This is a genomic window from Pseudomonas sp. 008, from assembly GCF_016861935.1.
In the GTDB taxonomy this organism is placed as follows: Bacteria; Pseudomonadota; Gammaproteobacteria; order Pseudomonadales; family Pseudomonadaceae; genus Aquipseudomonas.
The window spans coordinates 428,517-450,368 of record NZ_BOMA01000004.1 but is presented as its reverse complement, the minus strand read 5'-3'; the positions used below and the strand labels follow the sequence as shown (position 1 = coordinate 450,368).

Annotated in this window: 19 protein-coding genes and 1 pseudogene; 13 read left to right on the top strand and 7 right to left on the bottom strand. The window is 59.3% G+C overall.

Annotation, left to right across the window (positions count from 1 at the left end; all coding sequences use genetic code 11):
• Positions 1-38: 38 nt before the first annotated feature.
• Together JUI81_RS11440 and JUI81_RS11435 are read right to left on the bottom strand one after the other, a co-directional pair.
• On the bottom strand, positions 39-989 hold the full coding sequence (locus JUI81_RS11440; protein WP_018927273.1) for a homoserine kinase: 951 nt from the start codon (positions 987-989) through the stop codon (positions 39-41).
• Positions 990-1,050: 61 nt separating this feature from the next.
• Positions 1,051-1,338, bottom strand: a complete 288-nt coding sequence (locus JUI81_RS11435; RefSeq protein WP_028940060.1) for a DUF2782 domain-containing protein — start codon at positions 1,336-1,338, stop codon at positions 1,051-1,053.
• Positions 1,339-1,412: 74 nt separating this feature from the next.
• Here JUI81_RS11435 and polA point away from each other — a divergent pair, with 74 nt between their 5' ends.
• Complete coding sequence (gene polA, locus JUI81_RS11430) at positions 1,413-4,181, top strand: DNA polymerase I (protein WP_096481537.1); 2,769 nt, start codon at positions 1,413-1,415, stop codon at positions 4,179-4,181.
• Between the two features lie 298 nt (positions 4,182-4,479).
• Here the strand turns inward: polA and yihA are convergent, their stop codons facing one another.
• Positions 4,480-5,121, bottom strand: a complete 642-nt coding sequence (gene yihA, locus JUI81_RS11425) for a ribosome biogenesis GTP-binding protein YihA/YsxC (protein WP_007940707.1) — start codon at positions 5,119-5,121, stop codon at positions 4,480-4,482.
• A 191-nt stretch (positions 5,122-5,312) separates the two neighbouring features.
• On the opposite strand from yihA, the gene JUI81_RS11420 reads away from it, so the two are divergent.
• The 7 genes from JUI81_RS11420 to JUI81_RS11390 all read left to right on the top strand — a co-directional run bounded on the left by JUI81_RS11420 (position 5,313) and on the right by JUI81_RS11390 (position 12,588).
• Entirely contained in the window at positions 5,313-5,603 is a 291-nt protein-coding gene (locus JUI81_RS11420; protein ID WP_003196231.1) for a cytochrome c5 family protein, read from the top strand.
• A gap of 46 nt (positions 5,604-5,649) precedes the next feature.
• A complete protein-coding gene (locus JUI81_RS11415; RefSeq protein ID WP_007940706.1) occupies positions 5,650-6,261 on the top strand; it encodes a cytochrome c4 in 612 nt (203 codons plus the stop codon).
• Positions 6,262-6,459: 198 nt separating this feature from the next.
• Positions 6,460-7,101 (top strand): thiol:disulfide interchange protein DsbA/DsbL, encoded by a 642-nt coding sequence (locus tag JUI81_RS11410; RefSeq protein ID WP_019580303.1) that lies wholly within the window; start codon positions 6,460-6,462, stop codon positions 7,099-7,101.
• A gap of 14 nt (positions 7,102-7,115) precedes the next feature.
• Positions 7,116-7,976: an endonuclease/exonuclease/phosphatase family protein gene (locus tag JUI81_RS11405; protein ID WP_007940704.1), complete on the top strand. Its 861-nt coding sequence runs from the start codon at positions 7,116-7,118 to the stop codon at positions 7,974-7,976.
• Entirely contained in the window at positions 7,977-10,016 is a 2,040-nt protein-coding gene (locus tag JUI81_RS11400; RefSeq protein WP_204124271.1) for a GGDEF domain-containing protein, read from the top strand. It begins immediately after the preceding gene.
• A gap of 102 nt (positions 10,017-10,118) precedes the next feature.
• Complete coding sequence (locus tag JUI81_RS11395) at positions 10,119-10,898, top strand: N-acetylmuramoyl-L-alanine amidase (RefSeq protein ID WP_019580305.1); 780 nt, start codon at positions 10,119-10,121, stop codon at positions 10,896-10,898.
• Positions 10,899-10,971: 73 nt separating this feature from the next.
• Positions 10,972-12,588, top strand: coding sequence for an EAL domain-containing protein (locus JUI81_RS11390; protein WP_019580306.1), 1,617 nt, complete (start codon positions 10,972-10,974; stop codon positions 12,586-12,588).
• A gap of 12 nt (positions 12,589-12,600) precedes the next feature.
• Here the strand turns inward: JUI81_RS11390 and JUI81_RS11385 are convergent, their stop codons facing one another.
• Positions 12,601-14,391 carry a KinB sensor domain-containing domain gene (locus JUI81_RS11385; protein WP_204124270.1) on the bottom strand — a complete coding sequence of 597 codons (1,791 nt, stop codon included), beginning with the start codon at positions 14,389-14,391 and terminating at the stop codon, positions 12,601-12,603.
• A 10-nt stretch (positions 14,392-14,401) separates the two neighbouring features.
• Positions 14,402-15,748, bottom strand: a complete 1,347-nt coding sequence (gene algB / locus JUI81_RS11380; RefSeq protein ID WP_018927282.1) for a sigma-54-dependent response regulator transcription factor AlgB — start codon at positions 15,746-15,748, stop codon at positions 14,402-14,404.
• A 440-nt stretch (positions 15,749-16,188) separates the two neighbouring features.
• On the opposite strand from algB, the gene JUI81_RS11375 reads away from it, so the two are divergent.
• The 5 genes and pseudogenes from JUI81_RS11375 to JUI81_RS11355 all read left to right on the top strand — a co-directional run bounded on the left by JUI81_RS11375 (position 16,189) and on the right by JUI81_RS11355 (position 20,242).
• Positions 16,189-16,476: a hypothetical protein gene (locus tag JUI81_RS11375; RefSeq protein ID WP_204124269.1), complete on the top strand. Its 288-nt coding sequence runs from the start codon at positions 16,189-16,191 to the stop codon at positions 16,474-16,476.
• A gap of 81 nt (positions 16,477-16,557) precedes the next feature.
• Positions 16,558-16,722: a DUF1328 domain-containing protein gene (locus JUI81_RS11370; RefSeq protein ID WP_003177151.1), complete on the top strand. Its 165-nt coding sequence runs from the start codon at positions 16,558-16,560 to the stop codon at positions 16,720-16,722.
• Between the two features lie 66 nt (positions 16,723-16,788).
• Positions 16,789-16,893: pseudogene (locus tag JUI81_RS11365) on the top strand (Ivy family c-type lysozyme inhibitor); the annotation flags it as partial.
• Between the two features lie 683 nt (positions 16,894-17,576).
• Positions 17,577-18,908 carry a glutamate/aspartate:proton symporter GltP gene (gene gltP / locus JUI81_RS11360; protein WP_204124268.1) on the top strand — a complete coding sequence of 444 codons (1,332 nt, stop codon included), beginning with the start codon at positions 17,577-17,579 and terminating at the stop codon, positions 18,906-18,908.
• A gap of 104 nt (positions 18,909-19,012) precedes the next feature.
• A complete protein-coding gene (locus JUI81_RS11355; RefSeq protein WP_019580309.1) occupies positions 19,013-20,242 on the top strand; it encodes a nucleoside recognition domain-containing protein in 1,230 nt (409 codons plus the stop codon).
• Positions 20,243-20,290: 48 nt separating this feature from the next.
• On the opposite strand, the gene JUI81_RS11350 is transcribed toward JUI81_RS11355, so the two are convergent.
• Entirely contained in the window at positions 20,291-20,917 is a 627-nt protein-coding gene (locus JUI81_RS11350) for an ABC-type transport auxiliary lipoprotein family protein (RefSeq protein WP_019651219.1), read from the bottom strand.
• Positions 20,914-21,852, bottom strand: coding sequence for an MlaD family protein (locus tag JUI81_RS11345; RefSeq protein WP_019580311.1), 939 nt, complete (start codon positions 21,850-21,852; stop codon positions 20,914-20,916). The genes JUI81_RS11350 and JUI81_RS11345 overlap by 4 nt, the downstream gene beginning before the upstream one ends.

Below are 21,852 nucleotides of genomic sequence, written 5' to 3'. Positions count from 1 at the left end.
CACACATCCTGTAGGAGCGAGGCTTGCCCGCGAAGCTTTTAGAGGGCGAAAGGCAGCGGCGTGTCGACCTTCTGCCGCTGTGCCAAGCGCAGCTGAAATTCCATCGGATCGTGAATCAACACGTCCTGCCCAGCGAAAGACTCCGCCGCAATCAACCGCGACAACCAGAATCGCACGCACGCCACGCGCAGCATGGTCGGCCACAGCTCAGCTTCGGCAGCGGTGAACGGTCGCAGCGCGGCATAAGCGCCCAGCAACGCCCGCGCCCGAGCCCCGTCGAGCTGCCCTTGCTCGTCCGAACACCAGTCGTTCAAGGCAATTGCCACGTCATAGAGCATCGGCCCTGAACAAGCGTTGTAGAAGTCGATCAACCCGGTCAGGTGCGTGCCTTCGAACATCGCATTGTCGCGGAACAGATCCGCATGGATGTTGGCCCGCGGCAGCGCCAGAATTTTCGTCTTTTGCTGGGTGATTTCTTCCAGGGCCCGTTGCAGCAAATCGCTTTGCTCGGCGTTCAAGTGCGAAAGAAACTGCGTGCCCTCTTCCAGCATCCAGTCCAGGCCGCGATCGGTTTTGCGCTTGATCATGTTGGCCTGGGTCGCCAGGTGCAGATGGGCCAGCAGCTCGCCGACCTGAGCGCAATGCTGCGCGTTGGCGTCCTTGATGTGCTTGCCCGCCAGACGTGGCTGCAACAGCGCGGGTTTACCGGCCAGTTCGCGCAAAGCGACGCCGTCGGTGGTGCGCAGGGCATAAGGCACCGGCAGGTTGGCGTCGTGCAGCACATCGAGCAGTTCGATGAAGAACGGCATCTCCTGCACCGGACCGCGCTCGACCAGGGTCAGGACAAACTCGCCCTGCTCCAGGCTGATAAAGAAATTGGTGTTTTCGCTACCGGCGGCGATCCCCTGGAAATCAAGCAGGCGGCCGAGCCCGTAAGGGGCGAGAAAGGTTTCCAGCTCGGGCCGAGCCAGGGGGGTGAACACAGACATGGTTAAAACTGCCAGTACGGGCGCCGCTACATAGCAAGCGCCGATTAAAGTTAAGAACCGCTTACCACTTAAAGATTTCCCACGCAGGGATCAGCATATCCGGCTGATCCGAGCGGATATAGTTACCCTCCGAGCCATCAGCGCGCACCAGGAAGTACGGTTTACCGCCCTTCGGAGTGACCTTGATGGCATACAGAAAACCGTTCTGCCGGTATTCCTGAATGGTTTTATCGCCTTCCGTGCGGATCGTTACTTCCGGGTCCGCCGAGGGCTTGTCATCCGCCGCCATGACAGCCAACGGAGTGATTGCAAAGAAGCCAGCCAGCAACAAGCGATTTAGTGTGCGCATGATAACCTTGTCCCTTTGTCGTCAACGGTCCCGCTATTCTAGCGCCGGACCCGCCGAAAAGGTTGATCCTGCTCATGAGCCAAGCCCCCCTCGTCCTGGTGGACGGTTCTTCTTACCTGTACCGCGCTTTTCATGCGCTGCCACCGCTGACCACGTCCAAAGGCCTGCCGACCGGTGCGGTCAAGGGCGTGTTGAACATGCTCAAGAGTCTGCGCAAGCAGTACCCGGACAGCCCGTTCGCCGTGGTGTTCGACGCCAAGGGCGGGACGTTCCGCGACGCGATGTTCGCCGAGTACAAGGCCAACCGTCCAAGCATGCCTGACGATATGCGGGTCCAGATCGAGCCGCTGCACGCCAGCGTCAAAGCCTTGGGCTTTCCATTGCTGTGCGTGGACAACGTCGAAGCGGACGATGTGATCGGCACCCTGGCCCGCAGCAGCGCGGCCGCGGACCGCCCGGTGGTGATTTCCACCGGCGACAAGGACATGGCGCAACTGGTCGACGGGCACATTACCTTGGTCAATACGATGACTGGTAGCACGCTGGACGTGGAAGGCGTGAAGGAGAAATTCGGCGTCGCTCCCGAGCAGATCATCGATTATCTGGCCCTGATGGGCGATTCGTCCGACAACATCCCGGGCGTTCCGGGTATCGGTCCCAAGACCGCTTCCGGCCTGCTGGTTGGCGTGAATGGCGGCCTGACCGAGCTCTATGCACAGCTCGATATCGTCCCGACCCTGCCGATTCGCGGCGCCAAGACCCTGCCGGCCAAGCTCGAAGAACATAAGGAAATGGCCTTTCTTTCTTATCGATTGGCAACCATCAAGATCGACGTACCGCTGGACTTCGGCCTCGACGACCTGCATATGGGACCACCGGATCACGACAAACTTGCCGAGCTGTATTCCCTGCTGGAATTCAAAAGCTGGTTCGAAGAGAACCAGCGCGATGCCAAGCGCTCGGGCCAGGACATCGTCGAGGCTGTCCAAGAGCAGCCGGGTGCCGCCGAAGCGAAATACGAAACCATCCTCGACCAGAAGCGCTTCGAGGCCTGGCTGGACAAGCTCGAAAAAGCGCCGCTGATCGCCTTGGTCACCGAAACCAACGGCAACGACCCCCAACACGCGCAACTGGTAGGCCTGTCGTTCTCTGTCGCGGCCAACGAAGCAGCCTACATTCCGCTGACCCATTCCTACATGGGCGTGCCAGAGCAACTGGATCGCGACACCGTACTGCTGGCGTTGAAACCGCTGCTGGAAAACCCGAATAAACTGAAAGTCGGCCAACATGCGAAGTACGACACCAATATCCTCGCCAATTGCGCCATCGGTGGCGATCAGAACAACGGGATTACTGTTCGGGGTATTGCCTACGACACCATGCTCGAGTCCTACGTACTGGACTCAACGGCCACCCGCCACGACATGGACAGCCTGGCGCTCAAATACTTGGGCCAAAGCAAGACCGACATTCAGGAGATTGCGGGCAAAGGCGTCAAACAGCTGACCTTCGACCAGATTTCCCTTGAGCTGGCAGGCCCCTACGCCGCCGAAGACGCCGATGTCACCTTCCGCCTGCATCTGGTATTGCAGGAAAAACTGGCCGCGACGCCAAGCCTGGTCAAAGTGCTCAACGAAATTGAAATGCCGCTGATGCCGGTCCTGGCCCGTATCGAGCGCCAGGGCGCGCTTGTAGACGCCAACCTGCTGGGCATCCAGAGCGTCGAGCTGGGCGAGAAACTGGTCGCCCTTGAGCGTGAGGCCTTTGCCATTGCCGGTGAAGAATTCAACCTCGGCTCGCCGAAGCAACTGGGCGTGATCCTCTACGAAAAGCTCGGTTTGCCCGTACTCAGCAAAACCGCCAAGGGTCAGGCGTCGACTGCCGAAGCCGTGCTGGCCGAGTTGGCCGAACAGGACTACCCGCTGCCCAAGGTGCTGATGCAATACCGCTCGCTGAGCAAGCTCAAAAGCACCTACACCGACCGTTTGCCAGAGCAGATCAACGCACGTACCGGGCGCATTCATACGTCTTACCAGCAAGCTGTCGCAGCCACCGGGCGTTTGTCGTCCATCGACCCGAACCTGCAGAACATTCCGATCCGTACCGCCGAAGGTCGCCGGATTCGTCAGGCGTTCGTCGCGCCGAAAGGCTACAAACTGCTAGCCGCGGACTACTCGCAAATCGAACTGCGGATCATGGCGCACCTGGCCAAGGACGAAGGCTTGCTGCATGCCTTCCGCAACAACCTCGATGTCCACCGGGCCACGGCAGCAGAAGTGTTCGGCGTCGAGCTGGATGCGGTCACCAACGATCAGCGTCGAAGTGCAAAAGCCATCAACTTCGGCTTGATCTACGGCATGAGCGCGTTTGGTCTGGCCAAGCAGATTGGCGTTGACCGCAAACAGTCCCAGGCCTACATCGACCGTTATTTCGCTCGTTATCCCGGCGTGCTGCAGTACATGGAACGCACGCGCGCCCAGGCCGCCGAGCAAGGCTTCGTCGAAACCATCTTTGGTCGTCGCCTGTACTTGCCGGAAATCAACGCGAAAAACCAGGCCCTGCGCAAAGCTGCCGAGCGCACGGCGATCAACGCCCCGATGCAAGGCACCGCGGCGGACATCATCAAGAAAGCCATGGTGGCGGTGGACAACTGGCTGGCATCGTCAGGCCTGGACGCCAAAGTCATCCTGCAGGTACACGATGAATTGGTGCTCGAGGTGCGTGAGGACCTGGTCGACCAGGTACGCGAGGAGATTCGCGTGCACATGAGCAACGCTGCACAACTGGACGTACCGCTTCTGGTCGAGGTGGGCGTAGGCAACAACTGGGATGAGGCGCACTGAGCCGCCTGAAAAGACGTTTGTGCTGCGGCCTGGCGCCGCAGCACATGACGAAGGGCTATAGAGCGAAAAACGACAGTGATTATTTCCAAAGGATTTTGAAAATAGTCTGAACTAAATCCGTGAACCGCCACTCAGAGATACTGAATGGCTGGTGAAGCCCTTCGATGCTCCTATGTTGTGTTAAGTGTTGGCAGATATCTGGACCCCGCCCTAGCGGTCCGGAACTTGAACCCCGGAACTTCTCCCTCCCCATACGAAGTCCGGGGTTTTTTTTGCCTGCCGATTGGTCTCGAGAGCCTTACTCGGCAGCCTCGGCACCCTTGTCCGCCAACTCCATCCAGTCCGCCAGTACGGTGTAGGCTTCTTCCAGCCCCATGCGTTTGGGGGCCGAAAACAGCTGGATAGTGATCGTATCGCCCCAACCCTTGCGGATTTCCGATTGAACCTTGAGCAGCGTGTTTTTTGCCGCGCCGTAGGTCAGTTTGTCGGCCTTGGTCAGCAGAATATGCATCGGCATGCCGCTGGCGACGGCCCAATCGAGCATCAACAGGTCGAAGTCGGTCATTGGATGACGGATATCCATCATCAGAATCAAACCTTTCAAACTCTCACGGCCACCCAGATAGGCTTCCAGGTGACGCTGCCAGTGCATCTTCAACGGGATCGGTACTTTTGCATAACCGTACCCCGGCAGGTCGACCAGACGGCGTTCATCGTCTAGCTTGAAGAAGTTCAACAGCTGTGTGCGACCCGGTGTTTTCGAGGTCCGCGCCAGGCTGGCGTGGGTCAGAGTATTCAACGCGCTGGACTTGCCGGCGTTGGAACGCCCGGCGAAGGCCACTTCAAAGCCTTCGTCGTCGGGACATTGGTCGACTTTGGCGGCGCTGAGCATAAAGGTGGACTGTTGGCACAGGCCGAGGATGGGATTCTTGAGTTGCATGGGATTTCCGATGTGGGCGGCGCCGGGAATGGACGCGGCAAGCAGTGTCGTTTCCGTTTCAGTGACGCCAGTATATAATGCCGCAGATTTTGTGTGCGCTTTGTCCCAGCGTAGGATGAAGTTCACGAGAGCGATTGACCTTGATTGCGCATTAGAACGCAGCACGCTCTCAACCCTGAAAAGGTCGTTTTATGACGAAATGGCTGCTAGCTGCCGGTGTCTTGATGCCGCTTTACAGCGCTCAGGCTACACAGGATCCGGAAGCTGTGTACAACCGTGTTTGTGGTGCCTGTCATTCCGGCCAACTACCCATGGCGCCCCGCAAGGGCGATCAGGAAGCTTGGACGCCGAGGTTGGCGAAAGGTATGGAGACGCTGGTGCAACACGTGACCCAGGGTTTCAAGGCGATGCCGCCGCGTGGTTTGTGCATGGACTGCAGTGCCGAGGATTACCGAGCCATCATCCAGTGGATGAGCGAGTAAACCCGGTCCATAACTCTTTAACCCTTAGCCGTAGTTGGATTAGCTGATGAACAAATTGATCGTGAGTCTGCTGTTGACCGTGGGGATCTCCGGTATTGCCCATGCTGCAGGTGATGCGACTGCTGGTCAGGCGAAAGCCGCAGTATGTGGCGCCTGTCATGGCCCGGATGGCAATAGCATGGCGCCTAACTTTCCGAAACTGGCAGGCCAGGGCGAGCGTTATCTGAACAAGCAGCTGCACGACATCAAGTCCGGCAAACGCACGGTACTGGAAATGACCGGCCTGCTGACCAACCTCAGCGATCAGGACCTGGCCGATATCTCCGCCTACTTCGCCAGCCAGAAAGGCAGCGTTGGTGCCGCCGACCCGAAAATCGTGGCTCGCGGTGAAGCACTGTTCCGTGGCGGCGACCTGGCCAAAGGGCTGCCAGCCTGCACCGGCTGCCACTCGCCCAATGGCGCAGGCAACGCAGCTGCCGGCTTCCCGCACCTGGGCGGCCAGCATGCCCAGTACGTCGGCAAGCAACTGACCGAATTCAGAAAAGAAGAAGGTGGCCGGACCAACGACGGCGACACCAAACCAATGCAAAGCATCGCTAAAAAGCTGAGCGACGAAGATATCGCCGCCGTCTCCAGCTATATTCAAGGCTTGCACTAAGGCCTGTGATCGAGCGTTGTGAGTGATGTACATCTCTTGCAACGTTAACTCTCGATTAATCCGTCGATGCAAACATAAAAAGGGTAGCTTTGGCTGCCCTTTTTTGTGGCCGCTGCCGTTACACTACAGAACTCAAGCCCGCCGGAATCTGTCTGAAAACAGGTCGCGCGAGGCGCCCAAATTGTCCAGGAGTAAAGCATGCGTAATCTGATCATCAGCGCCGCACTCGTCGCTGCCAGCCTGTTCGGCATGACTGCCCAAGCCGCCGAAAAACCTGAAGCGCCCTATGTCGAACTGAGCAACCCGGTCCCAGTGGCCGAGCCTGGCAAGATCGAAGTCGTGGAGCTGTTCTGGTACGGCTGCCCGCACTGCTATGCCTTCGAACCCGTCATCAACCCATGGGTTGAAAAGCTGCCCTCCGACGTGAATTTCGTGCGTATCCCGGCCATGTTTGGCGGCCCTTGGGATGCCCACGGCCAGATGTTCCTGACGCTTGAGGCCATGGGTGTCGAGAGCAAGGTTCATGCTGCGGTGTTCAACGCAATCCAGAAAGAACACAAGAAGCTGACCGATAAAGAAGACATGGCGGACTTCCTGGCGACCCAAGGTGTAGACAAGGACAAATTCCTGGCCACCTTCGACTCCTTCGCCATCAAGGGCCAGATCAACAAAGCCAAAGAGCTTGCCAAGAAATACGAAATCACCGGGGTGCCTACCATGATCGTCAATGGCAAGTATCGCTTTGACATCGGTTCTGCCGGCGGCGCCGAACAAGCGTTGAAACTGGCCGACCAACTGGTCGCCAAAGAGCGAGCGGCAACCAAGGCCGTTGCCAACTAAGCGCGGCACCTGCCATGCGCCGCTGGGGAACTGAACGCATCGTTGGCCTGCACGACCCGCGGGTCAACGAGCATCACCTGGAATCGACGGGGTTGCCCGTGGACAGCCGTCTGCGTTTGCTCAGTTTCAATATCCAGGTCGGCATCAGTACCGAGCGTTATCGGCACTATCTGACCCGCGGCTGGCAGCATCTGTTGCCGCACACCGGGCGTGCCGACAACCTGCAAAAAATCGGCAATCTGCTGGGCGACTTCGATCTGGTCGCCTTGCAGGAAGCCGATGGCGGCAGCCTGCGATCGGGCTACGTCAATCAGGTCGAACACCTGGCGCAGCTCGGCGCCTTCCCTTATTGGTATCAACAACTCAATCGCAATCTCGGTCATCTCGGCCAGCACAGCAATGGCGTGCTCAGTCGCCTGCGCCCGTGGGCGATCGAGGATCATCCGCTGCCGGGGCCCAAGGGTCGCGGGGCCATTCTGGTGCGCTTCGGCGAAGGTCCGGAGGCGCTCGTGGTGGTGATGATGCACCTGGCGCTGGGCGCTCGCGCCCGTAGCATGCAACTGGCTTACATCCGCGAGTTGATCGGCGGTTATAAGCACCAGGTGCTGATGGGCGATATGAATACCCATGCCGGTGACTTGCTGCAACATTCCCCGCTGCGCGATTTAGGCCTGCTCGCGCCGCAGATGGAAGCGACCTTTCCCAGCTGGCGCCCACAGCGCTGCCTGGACCACATTCTGCTCAGCCCCACCCTGACGCTTGAAAAGGTCGAGGTGCTGGCACAACCCATTTCCGATCACCTGCCGGTCGCGGTAGAAATTCGTCTGCCGGGCTCGCTCACGGCCGATGCATTCCCCGCGTTGAGTCCTGCCTGAATGAGCGACGAAGCACAGCGCTGGAAAGAGAAATACCTCAAAAGCATCGAACAACAGGAAAAGCTCGAACGTCGATGGGACGCCCGGCTCGACCTGCTGCGTCGCGGGCTGGTGCGCAGCACCCTGGCTGCCGAAGGTACCGATCGCGCCGTTGACCAATGCATGAAGGAAATGCGCGAAGTCGTACGCACAGACGACATGGACGCCGGCCTGGCAGCCTTGCTGCCGCGCCTGGAAAAAGCCGTGCTCGACTCCGAGCAGCGCCGGGAAACCCGGGTTGATCAAGTCAGCGCCGCACTGACGGCGCTGGTCTCCCAGTTGCAAGCATTGCCGCTGCCACGGGAAGTGAGCCGGCCACTGAAGAGTTTCGCCAAGCAGCTGGACGGACGTGTCGGCCAGGCTCGCGAAATCCCGTTGCTGCTCAGCGAACTGAGCGGCTTGCAAGGCAAAGCCTTGAGCCTGTTGGAGAACCCTGTGGAACCGGGTCGTCCGGGTTTTCTGCAGCGCCTGTTCGGTGGCCGGGATGCAGACGAGGCTGCGCCACAGATCGCCGCCCCCGAATTGCACATGCCTGCCCCGCAACCTATCGAACCGGTTGCCGCACAACTGGCCGAGCTCCCAATCGCGACGGTCAATCTCGCGCCAGCCGCCAACAAACCGCAAGCGGTAATGCCAACCGTTGAAGCTGCCCTGCCCGCCGCTGCGCCCGCTGAACCCGTGGACACTCCGGTGCCGACAGCAACAACGGCACCCATAGCCGAAGTCGTGGCGTTCGTCCCGCCCGTCCTGGAGCCAGAGGCCACGAGCAGCCAGGCCCCAGAGCCACAAACCCAGCCGAACATCGAACAGCCGCAAGAGCCGGTTCCATCGATCGCCGTACCGCCTACCCAGGCTCCGTCGGCAATCAACCCGGATGAACTGATTCCGGAGGCCAGCGATCCGCAAACGCCAGAACACGACATTCTGTATGCCCTGCCGGACTCACCGGAACCGTCCTACAGCTCTGTGGCCAAGCACATCGAAGACACTCTGCTGGGCCTTCTCGACGACCTGACGCTGCCCGAGCGCCATCGACCGCAAGCCGAAGCGATGCGCAATCGTCTTCAAAACGGCCTGAATTGGTACGAGCTGCTACCGATCCTCGATGATCTGGCAACATTAATGCTGGCCATTACTGACAGCGGCCAACACGAATTCGAAGCCTATCTGCAGCGACTCAACGAACGCCTCGAATCATTTCAGAGCAACCTGCAAGCCGCCAGCGAAGGCCACGCCGACAACCGCTCTGCCGCGCGGGTGATGGACACGCAGATTCGCGAGCAAGTCGACGGCCTGCAAAGCAGCATGCAGGACGCGGCGGACCTCGATGACCTCAAGCACATGCTGGAAGACCATCTCGAAGGCCTGCTCGGCACCATGGACCAGCACCAGAAGCAACGCGACGAGCGCGAGCAGGAAGTCGCGGCCCGCCTGCAAAGCCTGGCTGAAAGGGTGGCCCACATGGAGCAGGAAGCGCTGGGCTACCGCGAGCACCTCGAAGAACAGCGCCAGAAGGCTTTGATCGATCCGTTGACCGGCCTGCCGAATCGAGCGGCCTGGAGCGAACGGCTGGACCACGAAATCAGTCAATGGCAACAACACGGCAACACCCTGTTGCTGGCGATGCTCGACCTCGACCATTTCAAACGCATCAACGACAACTACGGCCATCTGGCGGGCGACAAGGTGCTGAAAATCATCGCCAGTGTGCTGCGCAAGCGTCTGCGCGGGACGGACTTCATAGCCAGGTTTGGCGGTGAGGAGTTTGTGCTGTTGATGCCTGCCACGGCGCCGATGGTCGGCGCGAAACTGCTGGAAACCCTGCGCGCATCGATCGAAGCTTGCCCGTTCCACTTCAAGGGCGAGCGAGTCACTATCACCATTTCCATGGGACTGACCGCCTTCAGACCGGGCGAGCATAGCGACCTGGTGCTTAAAAGAGCCGATCAGGCGCTATATCGCGCGAAAAATACCGGCCGCAACCGGATAGAACTGGGCTGACAGTTAATTGTTCCATTTTGTTTAAAGGCGCGCTTTTGCGGTCGGCGCGCAAGGCAATACGTTACACTGTTGCATTATTGTCTCGCGTGTATTGCCTCCACCATGAAATTTCTTGCTCTTATTGCTTCGCTGCTTGTATTAGCCGGTTGCGCCAGCGGTCCCCGGATTGACACCAGCCACCCTTCAGTCAATCACGACAGCCGTATTCAGTTCGTGGTGATGCATTACACCTCCGCATCCCTGGAGGACTCGCTGCAATTGCTGACCCATGGCGAAGTCAGCAGCCATTACCTGATCGGCGACGACGAGCACGCCACCATCTATAAGCTGATGGATGAAAATCTTCGGGCCTGGCACGCCGGCGAAAGCCAATGGCAAGGCCGGACCTGGCTGAATTCCAGTTCCATTGGCATCGAAATCGTCAATCCAGGCTTCCAGGACACCCCGACCGGGCGCCTCTGGTATCCCTACAGCGAAGCCCAGGTTCAGTCGATGATCTTTCTGCTCAAGGACATCAGCAAGCGCCAGGGCATCAGCCCTCGCCATATCATCGGCCATAGCGACATCGCCCCCATGCGCAAGCTCGACCCTGGCCCGCTGTTCCCCTGGAAACGCCTGGCGGCCGAAGGCCTGGGAATCTGGCCGAACGAGCAGGCCGTGGCGCGTCAGCAAGCGCAGTTCGCCGCGCAGCTGCCAAGCATCAGCTGGTTTCAGGCGCAACTTGCCCGCCTGGGCTACGCCACGCCACAAACCGGCGAACTGGATGTAGCGACACGCAATGTGCTGGCGGCTTTTCAGCTGCATTTTCGCCCATCCCGTTTCGACGGCACGCCGGACGCGCAAACCGCAGCGCTTCTCCAGGTGTTGAATCAGACAAAATAATGACGCCCGCCCGACGGTCAGGGCCTTTTCCCAATCAGCAGCTATAACTCATTGGTAATCCTTCGGATATTCCATGATGACGGCTGCTCGAGAGAGGCTGCGTAGCTGGTTCTATCGCCCTTGGTTTCTGGCGACGCTGGCGGCTGCCTTGAGTGCAACGCTGCTGATGACCGGCAGTCTGTTCATTGCGATGCATCAGGTCGAGGACAACGAAAGCCAGGAGATGAACGCCCAGGGGGAGCGCTTTCTGGTCCGTCTGGAGCAGCTGTTCGGGCAACTGCGCGAAAGCCTCGACGACCTTGAAGCTCAACCGCTGCGGGGCTGCGATGATGAAATGATCGCCACATTGCAGCAGGTCAGCTTCAATTACCGCTTCGTTTACGAAGCCGCTTACATGGATGCTTCAGGAATCTGCTCCAACCGCCCCCGTCAGGAAGGGCTGTCGGTGATCCGGCCACCGGACATCGAGGGCCCCACCTACAGCTATTGGTTGAACACCACCACCGAACCCGATGAGAACCGCGCCGCACTGATGCTGGGGCGTGGCAATTTCCGGGTGGCTACGTCTCGCGGGCATTTGACCGACATGGTTGATCTGTCTCCGGGGAGCAGCCTGTTGGTGGTGCTCGACCACGACACCCGCGCGATTCCCGTGCTCGGTGCCGAGCAGGAGTGGCCCCCGACGCAACCCTGGCCCCCGAAAAATCACGATGCACTGCAAGTCACCCCTACCCGCCTGATTTACCGAATGCCGACCAACACTCCCGAATACCAACTGGTGCTGATCACCCCGCGTACCGGGATGCATGTGCCGGCCGTTTGGTGGTGGCTGCTTCCGGCCAGCCTCGCACTCAGTGCCTGCGTAGGCATTCTGGTGTTTCTGCTGGTGCGCCAGCGTCAATCACTGGATGCTGAACTGCACGGCGCGATACAACGAGGCGAATTGCAGGTGTTGTATCAGCCGATCTTCGACCTCGACAGTCGCAACTGTGTCGGAGCCGAAGCCTTGCTGCGCTGGCGAAGGCCGGACGGCACCTTGACCAGCCCCGAGCTGTTCATTCCCATGGCGGAAAACACCGGCCAGATCCGCCAGATGACTGATTTCGTATTACAGCGCCTGCTGGAACAGCTCGGACAACTGTTGCGCGCCAATCCGCAGTTGTATATCTCGGTCAACCTGGCGGCCTGCGACGTCATGGTGCCGCGTATCGGTCAGGTGATGGCGCGCCTGCTGGCCTTGCACCGTGTAGCCGCCAAACAGATTGCCTTTGAGGTGACCGAGCGCGGATTGGTTGATGTCGTGGTGGCCAGAGAAAACCTGCAGGCCTTGCGCGATGTCGGGCATCAGGTGCTGATCGATGACTTCGGCACTGGCTATTGCAGCCTCGCCTACCTGCAAACACTGCCCGTGGACTGCCTGAAAATCGACAAGGCGTTTATCGACGCGCTGGGTCATGACGCCGCCAGCAGCGGCGTGGCACCGCACATCATTCGCATGGCCCAGGCCCTGCAACTCAAGGTGATTGCCGAAGGCATCGAATATGAAGCCCAGGCAGAATTTCTGAGCAGCGAGGGGGTGAAGTTCGGTCAGGGCTGGCTGTTCGCGCACCCATTGAGCGCTGTGCAATTCATCGAATTGATTACCCGTGGCCGCCGACAAGCAACGCGGCGTCTGGATGACGAAGACTGAGAGGGTTCAGGCTTATACCGCCAGCGCCATGTAGAACTGCGAACCCTGCCCTGGCCGTGAATACACGCCCATCCGCCCACCGTGCAACTGCACGATCTCCTTGCACAGCGCCAGACCGAGCCCGGCGCCGCCCTTCTTGCGGCCGACCTGAACAAAAGGCTCGAATATCCTCCCTTGCTGGCCGTAGGCAATGCCTTCGCCGTTGTCTTCGACACTGATAATCACCCGCTCCCCATGACGTCGAGCCTGCAAACGTATCAGCCCGTCGCGGGAGGTATGGCGCAAGGCGTTGTCGATCAGGTTATCGAGCACCCGCTCCAGTTGCGCCTGATCGGCTTGCAGCCGCGGCAAAGCTCCCTGCACTTCCACCAACAGCTCAATGCCCTTCTCCTGCGCCGGGCCGGCAAAGCGTGCCTGGGCCTGCTCCAGCAAATCTTCGATGGAGCACGGCGCCAGGGTGAGTTTTTGCAGGCCGTTCTGATAGCGAGAGAAATTCAGCAGGTCGTTGATCAACTGCATCAAGCGCTGCATTTCTTCATTCACGGTGTTCAGCAAGTCGGCCTCACGGGAGTCCTCGGCAAAATGCGCCCGCTCGCGGAACAGGCCGAATGCCATGTGCATCCCGGTGACTGGCGTGCGTAACTCATGGGAAGCACGCAAGACGAACTCGCTGCGCACCCGTTCGAAGGCACGCTGCTCGGTGACGTCATGCAACACCATCACGGCGCCGAGGATATGACCCTGGGTATGGCTGACCGGCGTCAGGCTATACGTCAGCAATCGCGACTCCCCGTCAACCTCGATGCTCAGGTCGTCCGGCACTTGCTCCAAGGTGCCGCCGCGCAGCACCAGGTGCAGCTGTTCATCCAGCTCGGGACGCTCAAGTGCCGTGCCCAGCCCTTGGCCGAGACGCTCGGTGTCCCAGCCTAACTGGCGCTGAGCCACCGGATTGAGGTGCTCAAGATGACCTTGACGATCAATGATCAGCAAACCGTCGTCGATGCTATCGAGCACCGCTTGCAGACGTTGCTGGCCGGCGAGCAGTTCGTCGATATTGGTTGCTTGGTGTTCACGCAGGGCCTCGGCCATGATTCCGAAACGCCGGGTCAGCTGGTTCATTTCCACTGCGGAGGAAATCGGCAGAGTCACTTCGAAATTGCCTTGGCCGATGTTGTCAGCGGCCGCCGCCAGGGCCTCGATCGGGGCTCCGAAACGCTGGGCGATCGCATGGGCGGTAATGAACCCGATGAACAGCACCCCCACCCCGATCAACCCGAGCAGGCCGGCAATCAGCAACGCGCGGTCCCGGGCCTGGCGTTCGGTTTCACTGATGTTATCCAGCGCGCGCTTCTGTTCGGCGATCAAACCGTTGCGCAACATGTTGAATTTTTCCGTGAGATCCCCGCCCCCAGTGAGCACCTGTGCCGTATCGCGGGAAAGATCGTAGGCCTGCAGAAAGCTCTGGTAATCAGCCTTGGCCTTTTTGAAACCGTACTGGGCGCCCTCGCTGGACGGCTCGCGAGCAATGCCTTCATCGAGCAATTCGAGGTAATGCTGTCTGGATGCCTCGAACGCCGCGGGATCAGGTTTCTCGCCGAGCATGATGATCAGTTGATCACCCAGGGTCTGACGCAGCTTCAATCCCAGATCCAGCCTGACGAAGTTGTCACGGATCAGGGCCTCCTGCGTGCCGGCCATCTGCATCACGCTGACCAGCCCGAGCAACAGCCCGAGCAGCGCCACGGTGATCAAGGCTGAAATACTCAGGAACAACCGGGTGCGCAACGTCATCGCCAGTTTCATCGGGTGCGGCTCACAAGTTGTACTGCTTGCGCTTGCGGTACAGGGTCGAGGCATCGATACCCAGGGTCTTGGCCGCCTGATCCAGGGTATCGGCGGTGGCAAGGACCGCGCCGATGTGGGCTTTCTCCAACTCATCCAGGCTCAACGCGGCGCCAATGCGTGGCGTATTGTTGGTCGGAGCTTCGGCCATGCCCAAGTGGCTGATCTCGACCCGCTCCTGCGGACAAATAATGCTCGCCCGTTCCACCACGTTGCGCAGCTCGCGGATATTGCCGGGCCAGCGGTAGCTGAGCAGCGCCTCGCGGGCCTCGTCGCTGAAACACCGGGCCGGACGCGAGTACTCCTTGACGAAGCGCGCCAGGAAACGGTCAGCCAGGTTCAGGATGTCTTCCCTGCGTTCGCGAAGCGGCGGCAGGTGCAAGGTGATAACGTTCAGCCGATAGAGCAAATCTTCACGAAAACGACCGTCGCGGACCATGTCTTCAAGGTTGAGGTTGGTGGCCGCGAGGATTCGCACGTCGGCGCGACGGGTCACCGGGTCGCCCACGCGCTCGTATTCCTTGTCCTGGATGAAACGCAGCAACTTTGGCTGCAAGGTCAGGGGAAAATCGCCGATCTCGTCGAGAAACAACGTTCCGCCATCAGCTTGATTGACACGACCCAAGGTGCTTTCGCTGGCACCGGTGAACGCGCCACGGCTGTGGCCGAAGAGTTCACTGTCCATCAATTCCGCTGTCAGGGACGGGCAGTTGATGGTGATGCAGGATTTCTTCTGGCGTTTGCTCCAGCCATGAATGGCCTGTGACAGCTCACCTTTACCGGTGCCGGACTCTCCGAGAATCAGAATGTTGGCGTCGGTACTGGCGACCTGGCGTGCGGTTTCAAGCACCACTTTCATCGCCGGGCTGTGGGAGTCCAGCCCCTCCTTGGGTTTACGCACTTCACCTTCGAGGGCTTCCAGGCGTGCCGAGAGTTGCCGCACTTCCAGCTGTTTGGCGGTGGCCAGACGTAACTGATCGGGGCTGCAAGGTTTGACCAGATAGTCGGCGGCACCGGCCTGAATTGCATCCACGGCAGTGTCTACGGCCGAGTGAGCGGTGACGATCACTACACGCATCCAGGGCGCCTGAATCCGCATCTGGGCCAGCACATCTAGGCCGTTGTCTTCACCCAGGCGCAAATCGAGGAAGCACAGGTCGAAAACCTGACGCTGCAACAAGGCTTCGGCCTGAGCGGCGCTGGTCGCGGTGGCCACGCTGTAGCCTTCGTCTTCGAGGCAATAGCGAAAGGTTCGAAGGATGGCGGATTCGTCGTCCACCAGCAGAATGCGGCCTTGATGCTCAGTGGCTGATTCCATGTTCCTACGCTCCTTTAATAGGTGTTCTTGGTTAGTCCCGGAAAAATCGGGCAAGTTGCATGATTGATTCTGGTCGATTCCAGCCACAACAGGCTATCTATCTACTCAAAGTTCATCTAATACGCTGATTTATTTGAACTTTTATTTACAGACCATTCTTTCAGCGATTGCCTGCGTCCCTTTCTGACATCTACGCCCTCCCCGCAATTCCAAAAATATTGAAAGTGCCTGCGAACTCATCGTGCATTACGCACGACTGCAAACGGATCATCGTGCAGGATGCGTCTAAAACGTTTTCTACAAACACAATAACCTTTTGATTTCTATCGTATTTATTCTTTATTAAAGCTGGCATGCAGGCTGCAATGGTCTAGGTAATCAGGGCATTTAATGAACCAGCGCCCGCCAAAGATCACTACCCGTATGGGAGGAACTTCAGGATGAATCGCCAAAGTGCCGCCCAATTGCGTCTTTCGCCACTGCATGTCCAGCAAGCCTTGTTTGCCCTGTTGGCGTTGTTGATCACCCTGATTGGTGGCCAGCAGTACATGCGTTGGGAGCAGAGCGAGCAACCGGCGCCAGTGCACCTTTCGATTCCACATCCCCCCCAAACCCACTTCAGCGCCGTCAGCAGCAACCCGGCTGACAACGCCTCAATACGAATGATGGGCGTCGACCAGGCCCGGCCTGTGGACGAGACGCCCTCCCTGGAACGTTGGGTGTTTTAAGCAAACGAACTTGGCGCGCTTAACGCGCCGGGAAAAGCACCACAAGCAACATCCTTAAATAGAAGCGTAAGGAGAATCACCATGTTGAGCTGGGCAATCACATTCCTGATCATTGCCATCATCGCTGCAGTATTGGGCTTCGGTGGTATCGCGGGCACCGCCACGGGTATCGCCAAGATTCTCTTTGTCGTATTCCTGGTGATGTTCATTGCTTCCTTCTTCTTTGGCCGTCGCGGTCGAGGTTGATATGTGTGTTTTGGTTAAAGACATTGGCGGCCGCCCTGCTTCTGGGCGGCAGTGCCATGACGATCGCGGCCACCCACGCGACATGCCGACTACCGCTTACTCGGTAAACCGGACGAAGGCATGCAGAGGATGTGGATGGCGCGACTGAAGAAAGATCCAGGCAGGTATTGAGTTTGAAACACGAAAGAGGCCTGGCGCTTCTTTCCACTGCGCTACCCGAGGACGGTAGACGCATGACCAAGGGGTCGGGACGTTCTGACTGCTTCAGGGTCGGAGTGACCTACGGGTACAGGGAGTAGCCGCGCAAGGGCCGGGTCAGGTGAAGCTGCGACGCAAGTTCGTCGGCCTAGCGTGGCTCGACGGACTTGCGGAGAGCTTCAACGTGCAAAACGTTGATCTAGAGCATTCTGCTCATATGTTCTTGCTGCATATTCCCCGCAAAACCGTTTCGCGGTGTTTCTTCGTGACCGTATATCGAGAAAGCTCTGACTTTCATGAGAAGAAAAATCGTAGTCGAACGTAGGACATCTCCTAAATTTTCATTGGTTCAAAAAAACATCAACCTGCGCTGAAATGGCCGGTTCACGGCACTTATACCTGCCGAAATGTCGCATTCGAACCGGCTGGGACGTGGGTTTCAGTTGAAAAATCTCATGCCGATTCGGCATAGGGTAGGCGTTTACGGCATTAGACGGCGCTTCCCCGCATCGGAATAGTTGCGCCTTTTTCGCTGCCAGAGAGCTGTAAATGCTCGCTCGCGGGGACCTTATACGGGGGTTGGTGCAAGACGGCTTCGCCATTGAGCGTTGCAGTTCATGCATCGACCTGAGTCAAACGCAAGTAAGGGTAAAGATATGAAGAAGGCAAAGCTTAGCCTCGCCTGGCAGATCCTCATCGGTCTGGTTCTGGGGATAGCAATAGGTGCACTGCTCAACCACTTCAGCGCTGAAAAGGCCTGGTGGATCAGCAACGTCCTGCAACCGGCAGGCGATATCTTTATCCGTCTGATCAAGATGATCGTGATCCCGATCGTAATCTCCTCGCTGGTCGTCGGCATCGCTGGCGTTGGGGACGCGAAAAAACTCGGGCGTATCGGTCTGAAGACCATCATTTACTTCGAGATCGTCACCACCATCGCCATTCTGGTCGGTCTGGTTCTGGCCAACGTGGTCCATCCGGGCAGCGGCATCGACATGAGCACCCTGGGTACTGTGGATATTTCCAAGTACCAGGCCACTGCTGCCGAGGTTCAGCATGAACACGCGTTCATCGAAACCATCCTCAACCTGATCCCGTCGAACATCTTCGCAGCCATGGGCCGCGGCGAAATGCTGCCGATCATCTTCTTCTCCGTGTTGTTCGGTCTCGGTCTGTCGAGCCTGCAATCGGACCTGCGCGAACCTCTGGTGAAGATGTTCCAGGGCGTGTCGGAAAGCATGTTCAAAGTCACCCACATGATCATGAACTACGCCCCGATCGGCGTGTTCGCACTGATCGCGGTGACCGTGGCCAACTTCGGCTTCGCCTCCCTGCTGCCACTGGCCAAGCTGGTCGTCCTGGTTTACTTCGCCGTCGCCTTCTTCGCCTTCGTGGTGCTGGGCCTGATCGCTCGCCTGTTCGGCTTCTCGGTGATCAAGCTGATGCGCATCTTCAAGGATGAGCTGGTCCTGGCCTACTCCACCGCCAGTTCCGAAACCGTGCTGCCGCGCGTGATCGAGAAAATGGAAGCCTACGGCGCGCCGAAAGCCATTTGCAGCTTCGTGGTACCGACCGGCTACTCGTTCAACCTCGACGGTTCGACCCTGTACCAAAGCATCGCGGCGATCTTCATTGCCCAGCTGTACGGCATCGACCTGTCGATCAGCCAGCAATTGCTGCTGGTGCTGACCCTGATGGTCACCTCCAAAGGCATCGCCGGCGTACCGGGCGTGTCCTTCGTGGTGTTGCTGGCCACTCTGGGCAGCGTCGGTATTCCGCTGGAAGGCCTGGCATTCATCGCCGGTGTCGACCGCATCATGGATATGGCCCGTACCGCGCTGAACGTGATCGGCAATGCCTTGGCCGTGCTGGTCATCTCGCGTTGGGAAGGCATGTACGACGACGCCAAGGGCCAGCGCTACTGGAACTCCCTGCCGCACTGGCGCAGCAAGGAAAAGCTGCCGGTTGGTGAAACCTCCAGCAACTAATGCCCGCTCCCACAAGAGCCCCCAACAAACCCCGGAGAAATCCGGGGTTTGTCGTTTCTGCCTACCCCGCTATCATTCGCCGCATCTTCCGGGGGATTTGACTGATGCTTAATGGCCTGTGGCTTGGCTTCTTCATCGTGGCAGCCGTATCGGCGCTGGCGCAGTGGCTGATCGGTGGTAACGCCGGGATCTTTGCGGCGATGGTGGAAAGTATTTTCGCCATGGCCAAATTATCGGTCGAGGTCATGGTCCTGTTGTTCGGCACCCTCACCCTCTGGCTGGGCTTTCTGCGGATCGCCGAGAAGGCCGGGATCGTCGAGTGGCTGGCGAAAGCGCTGGGGCCGCTGTTCCTGCGCCTGATGCCGGAAGTGCCGGCCGGTCATCCCGCCATCGGCCTGATCACCCTGAACTTCGCCGCCAACGGCCTGGGCCTGGACAACGCCGCCACACCGATCGGCCTCAAAGCCATGAAGGCGCTGCAAGAGCTCAACCCCAGTGCAACGATCGCCAGCAACGCGCAGATCCTCTTCCTGGTGCTCAACGCCTCCTCCCTGACCCTGCTGCCCGTGACGATCTTCATGTACCGCGCCCAGCAAGGCGCGCCCGATCCGACGCTGGTGTTCCTGCCGATCCTGCTCGCCACCAGTTGCTCAACCATCGTCGGCTTCCTGACCGTAGCGTTCATGCAACGCCTGCGCATCTGGGACCCGGTGGTGCTGGCGTACCTGATTCCCGGCGCCCTCGCCCTTGGCGGCTTCATGGCACTGCTGGCGACGCTCTCGGCGACCGCGCTGGCGAGCCTGTCATCGGTCCTCGGCAACGTGACACTGTTCGGCTTGATCATGCTGTTTATGATCATCGGCGCATTACGCAAGGTGAAGGTCTACGAGGCATTCGTCGAAGGCGCCAAAGAAGGCTTCGACGTCGCCAAGAACCTGTTGCCGTATCTGGTGGCGATGCTCTGCGCCGTGGGTGTGCTGCGAGCATCCGGAGCGTTGGATTTCGGTCTGGACGGGATTCGTCACCTGGTGGCGTGGGCCGGTTGGGACACGCGCTTTGTCGATGCCTTGCCGACCGCATTGGTCAAACCCTTTTCCGGCAGTGCCGCCCGGGCAATGCTGATCGAAACCATGAAGACCGAGGGGGTGGACAGCTTCCCGGCGCTGGTGGCGGCAACGATCCAGGGCAGTACCGAAACGACTTTCTATGTCTTGGCGGTGTACTTCGGCGCGGTGGGCATCCAGCGTGCACGGCATGCGGTGGGCTGTGCGCTGCTGGCGGAGCTTGGCGGGGTGCTGGGGGCCATCGGGGTTTGCTACTGGTTCTTCGGTTAAACGAAAACCCTGTGGGAGCGGGCAAGCCCGCTCCTTTCAGCGGTGGCTTCAGGGCCTCAGCGGCGGCACGACTTTCTGACCCTGCTCCACCGTCCAGGCCACCACCTGCGCCGTCAACTGGTCGCTGGCCTGGCCGAACCCGGCGACCACCGCCGGCACCTTCACATCGCTCAACGGCTGGCGCACTTCAAAGCGCCGACTGGCGAGGATGCGCTGGTCATACCCACGCACCAGCAATGCATCCAGCCGCACGACCACGCTCGCCGTCGTGCCCTGGTATTCGGTCTGGAACGCCTGCAGGTTGCCGCCCAGCTCCAGGTCCGCCTGCAGATTGCTGTCATCGGTGCTGAGCAACGGCACCCGACCGTCACGCTGGAAACCATCGAGCAGGCGATTGCGCAGCAGCACCGGCGCCGGGTCGCTCCAGCGGGAAGCCTTGTAGCTGCTGATCAGGTCACCCTGAGGGATCACGGCGATCTTCGGGTTGTTCAAGGCTTCGCTGGTCTGTGGCTTGGCCAGCCGCAACGACCAGTGCAGCGCCGTGCTGTGATTGGCCGGTGCGCCGCTCTGGGCCGAGGGCAACCGGTAGACATCGGATGGCTCGGACTTGGGCAGAATCGAGCAGGCACTGGTCAGCGCAAAACCAACAGCCAAGGCTAACGGGATCAGCTTCATGGCGTGAACTCCTTGTTCTTGTCACTGCCCAGCAGGTAACCGCTGGGGTTGGCCTCAAGCCGCTGGGAAATGGTGCGCAGCGAGCTCAAGGTATCGCGCAACTCACGCACTGCCGGCGCCAGGCCATTGAGGCCCTGCATGCCGTTGTTGAGGGAATCCTGATTAGTGGTGAGCAATGAGTTGAGGGTCGCGCTGCTCTGTTCCAGGGACTTCATGGCTTGCTCGGCACTGCCAAACATCTGCTTGCCCTGATCGTTGAGCAGGCCGTTGGCGTTGCGCATCAGCCCTGCGGTTTGCTCGAGTGTGGCCGAGGCCTGTTTACCGATCGACGCCAGTTGCTGCATGGCCTGACCAATGTCGCCGCGCTGGTCGGCGATGGTGCTGGTGGTTTGCTCCAGATGCTCAAGGGTTTTGCTGATGCGCTCGACGTTTTCCGAAGAAAACATCTGATTGGCGTTCTGCATCAACACGTTCACACCGGTCATCAGATCGTTACTGTCGCTCATCAAACGGGCGATAGGCGAGGGTGATGCCACGATGGTCGGCAAATTGCCGCCCTTGCCCTTGAGCGTCGGACTTTGCGGTGTACCACCGCTGAGCTGAATGATCGAGGTGCCAGTGATCCCGGTCAGCGCCAGTTTGGCCTGGGTGTCTTCCTTGATCGGGGTATCGCCGCCCAGGCGGATCCGCGCCAACACCCGGCGTGGATCGTTCGGGTCCAGGCGCAACGTCACTACGTCGCCGACCTTGATCCCGCTGTACTGCACGGCGCTGCCCTTGGACAAACCGCTGACCGCCTCGTTGAAGACGATTTCGTAATCCTTGAATTCGGTGTCGACGCTGGACTTGGCCAGCCACAGACCGAAGAGCAGGGCGCCTGCCACCACTATGACGGTGAACAGGCCGATCAATACGTGATGGGCTCGGGTTTCCAT

Excerpts from the sequence above, each read along its gene's own strand:
- JUI81_RS11350 (WP_019651219.1), bottom strand. The coding sequence starts at position 20,917 with ATGAAGCTGATCCCGTTAGCCTTGGCTGTTGGTTTTGCGCTGACCAGT.
- JUI81_RS11385 (WP_204124270.1), bottom strand. The coding sequence starts at position 14,391 with ATGAAACTGGCGATGACGTTGCGCACCCGGTTGTTCCTGAGTATTTCA.
- JUI81_RS11375 (WP_204124269.1), top strand. The coding sequence starts at position 16,189 with ATGAATCGCCAAAGTGCCGCCCAATTGCGTCTTTCGCCACTGCATGTC.
- JUI81_RS11410 (WP_019580303.1), top strand. The coding sequence starts at position 6,460 with ATGCGTAATCTGATCATCAGCGCCGCACTCGTCGCTGCCAGCCTGTTC.
- JUI81_RS11405 (WP_007940704.1), top strand. The coding sequence starts at position 7,116 with ATGCGCCGCTGGGGAACTGAACGCATCGTTGGCCTGCACGACCCGCGG.
- gltP (WP_204124268.1), top strand. The coding sequence starts at position 17,577 with ATGAAGAAGGCAAAGCTTAGCCTCGCCTGGCAGATCCTCATCGGTCTG.
- JUI81_RS11400 (WP_204124271.1), top strand. The coding sequence starts at position 7,977 with ATGAGCGACGAAGCACAGCGCTGGAAAGAGAAATACCTCAAAAGCATC.
- JUI81_RS11390 (WP_019580306.1), top strand. The coding sequence starts at position 10,972 with ATGATGACGGCTGCTCGAGAGAGGCTGCGTAGCTGGTTCTATCGCCCT.
- JUI81_RS11395 (WP_019580305.1), top strand. The coding sequence starts at position 10,119 with ATGAAATTTCTTGCTCTTATTGCTTCGCTGCTTGTATTAGCCGGTTGC.
- JUI81_RS11440 (WP_018927273.1), bottom strand. The coding sequence starts at position 989 with ATGTCTGTGTTCACCCCCCTGGCTCGGCCCGAGCTGGAAACCTTTCTC.
- JUI81_RS11435 (WP_028940060.1), bottom strand. The coding sequence starts at position 1,338 with ATGCGCACACTAAATCGCTTGTTGCTGGCTGGCTTCTTTGCAATCACT.
- JUI81_RS11345 (WP_019580311.1), bottom strand. The coding sequence starts at position 21,852 with ATGGAAACCCGAGCCCATCACGTATTGATCGGCCTGTTCACCGTCATA.
- JUI81_RS11355 (WP_019580309.1), top strand. The coding sequence starts at position 19,013 with ATGCTTAATGGCCTGTGGCTTGGCTTCTTCATCGTGGCAGCCGTATCG.
- algB (WP_018927282.1), bottom strand. The coding sequence starts at position 15,748 with ATGGAATCAGCCACTGAGCATCAAGGCCGCATTCTGCTGGTGGACGAC.
- yihA (WP_007940707.1), bottom strand. The coding sequence starts at position 5,121 with ATGCAACTCAAGAATCCCATCCTCGGCCTGTGCCAACAGTCCACCTTT.
- JUI81_RS11370 (WP_003177151.1), top strand. The coding sequence starts at position 16,558 with ATGTTGAGCTGGGCAATCACATTCCTGATCATTGCCATCATCGCTGCA.
- JUI81_RS11415 (WP_007940706.1), top strand. The coding sequence starts at position 5,650 with ATGAACAAATTGATCGTGAGTCTGCTGTTGACCGTGGGGATCTCCGGT.
- JUI81_RS11420 (WP_003196231.1), top strand. The coding sequence starts at position 5,313 with ATGACGAAATGGCTGCTAGCTGCCGGTGTCTTGATGCCGCTTTACAGC.
- polA (WP_096481537.1), top strand. The coding sequence starts at position 1,413 with ATGAGCCAAGCCCCCCTCGTCCTGGTGGACGGTTCTTCTTACCTGTAC.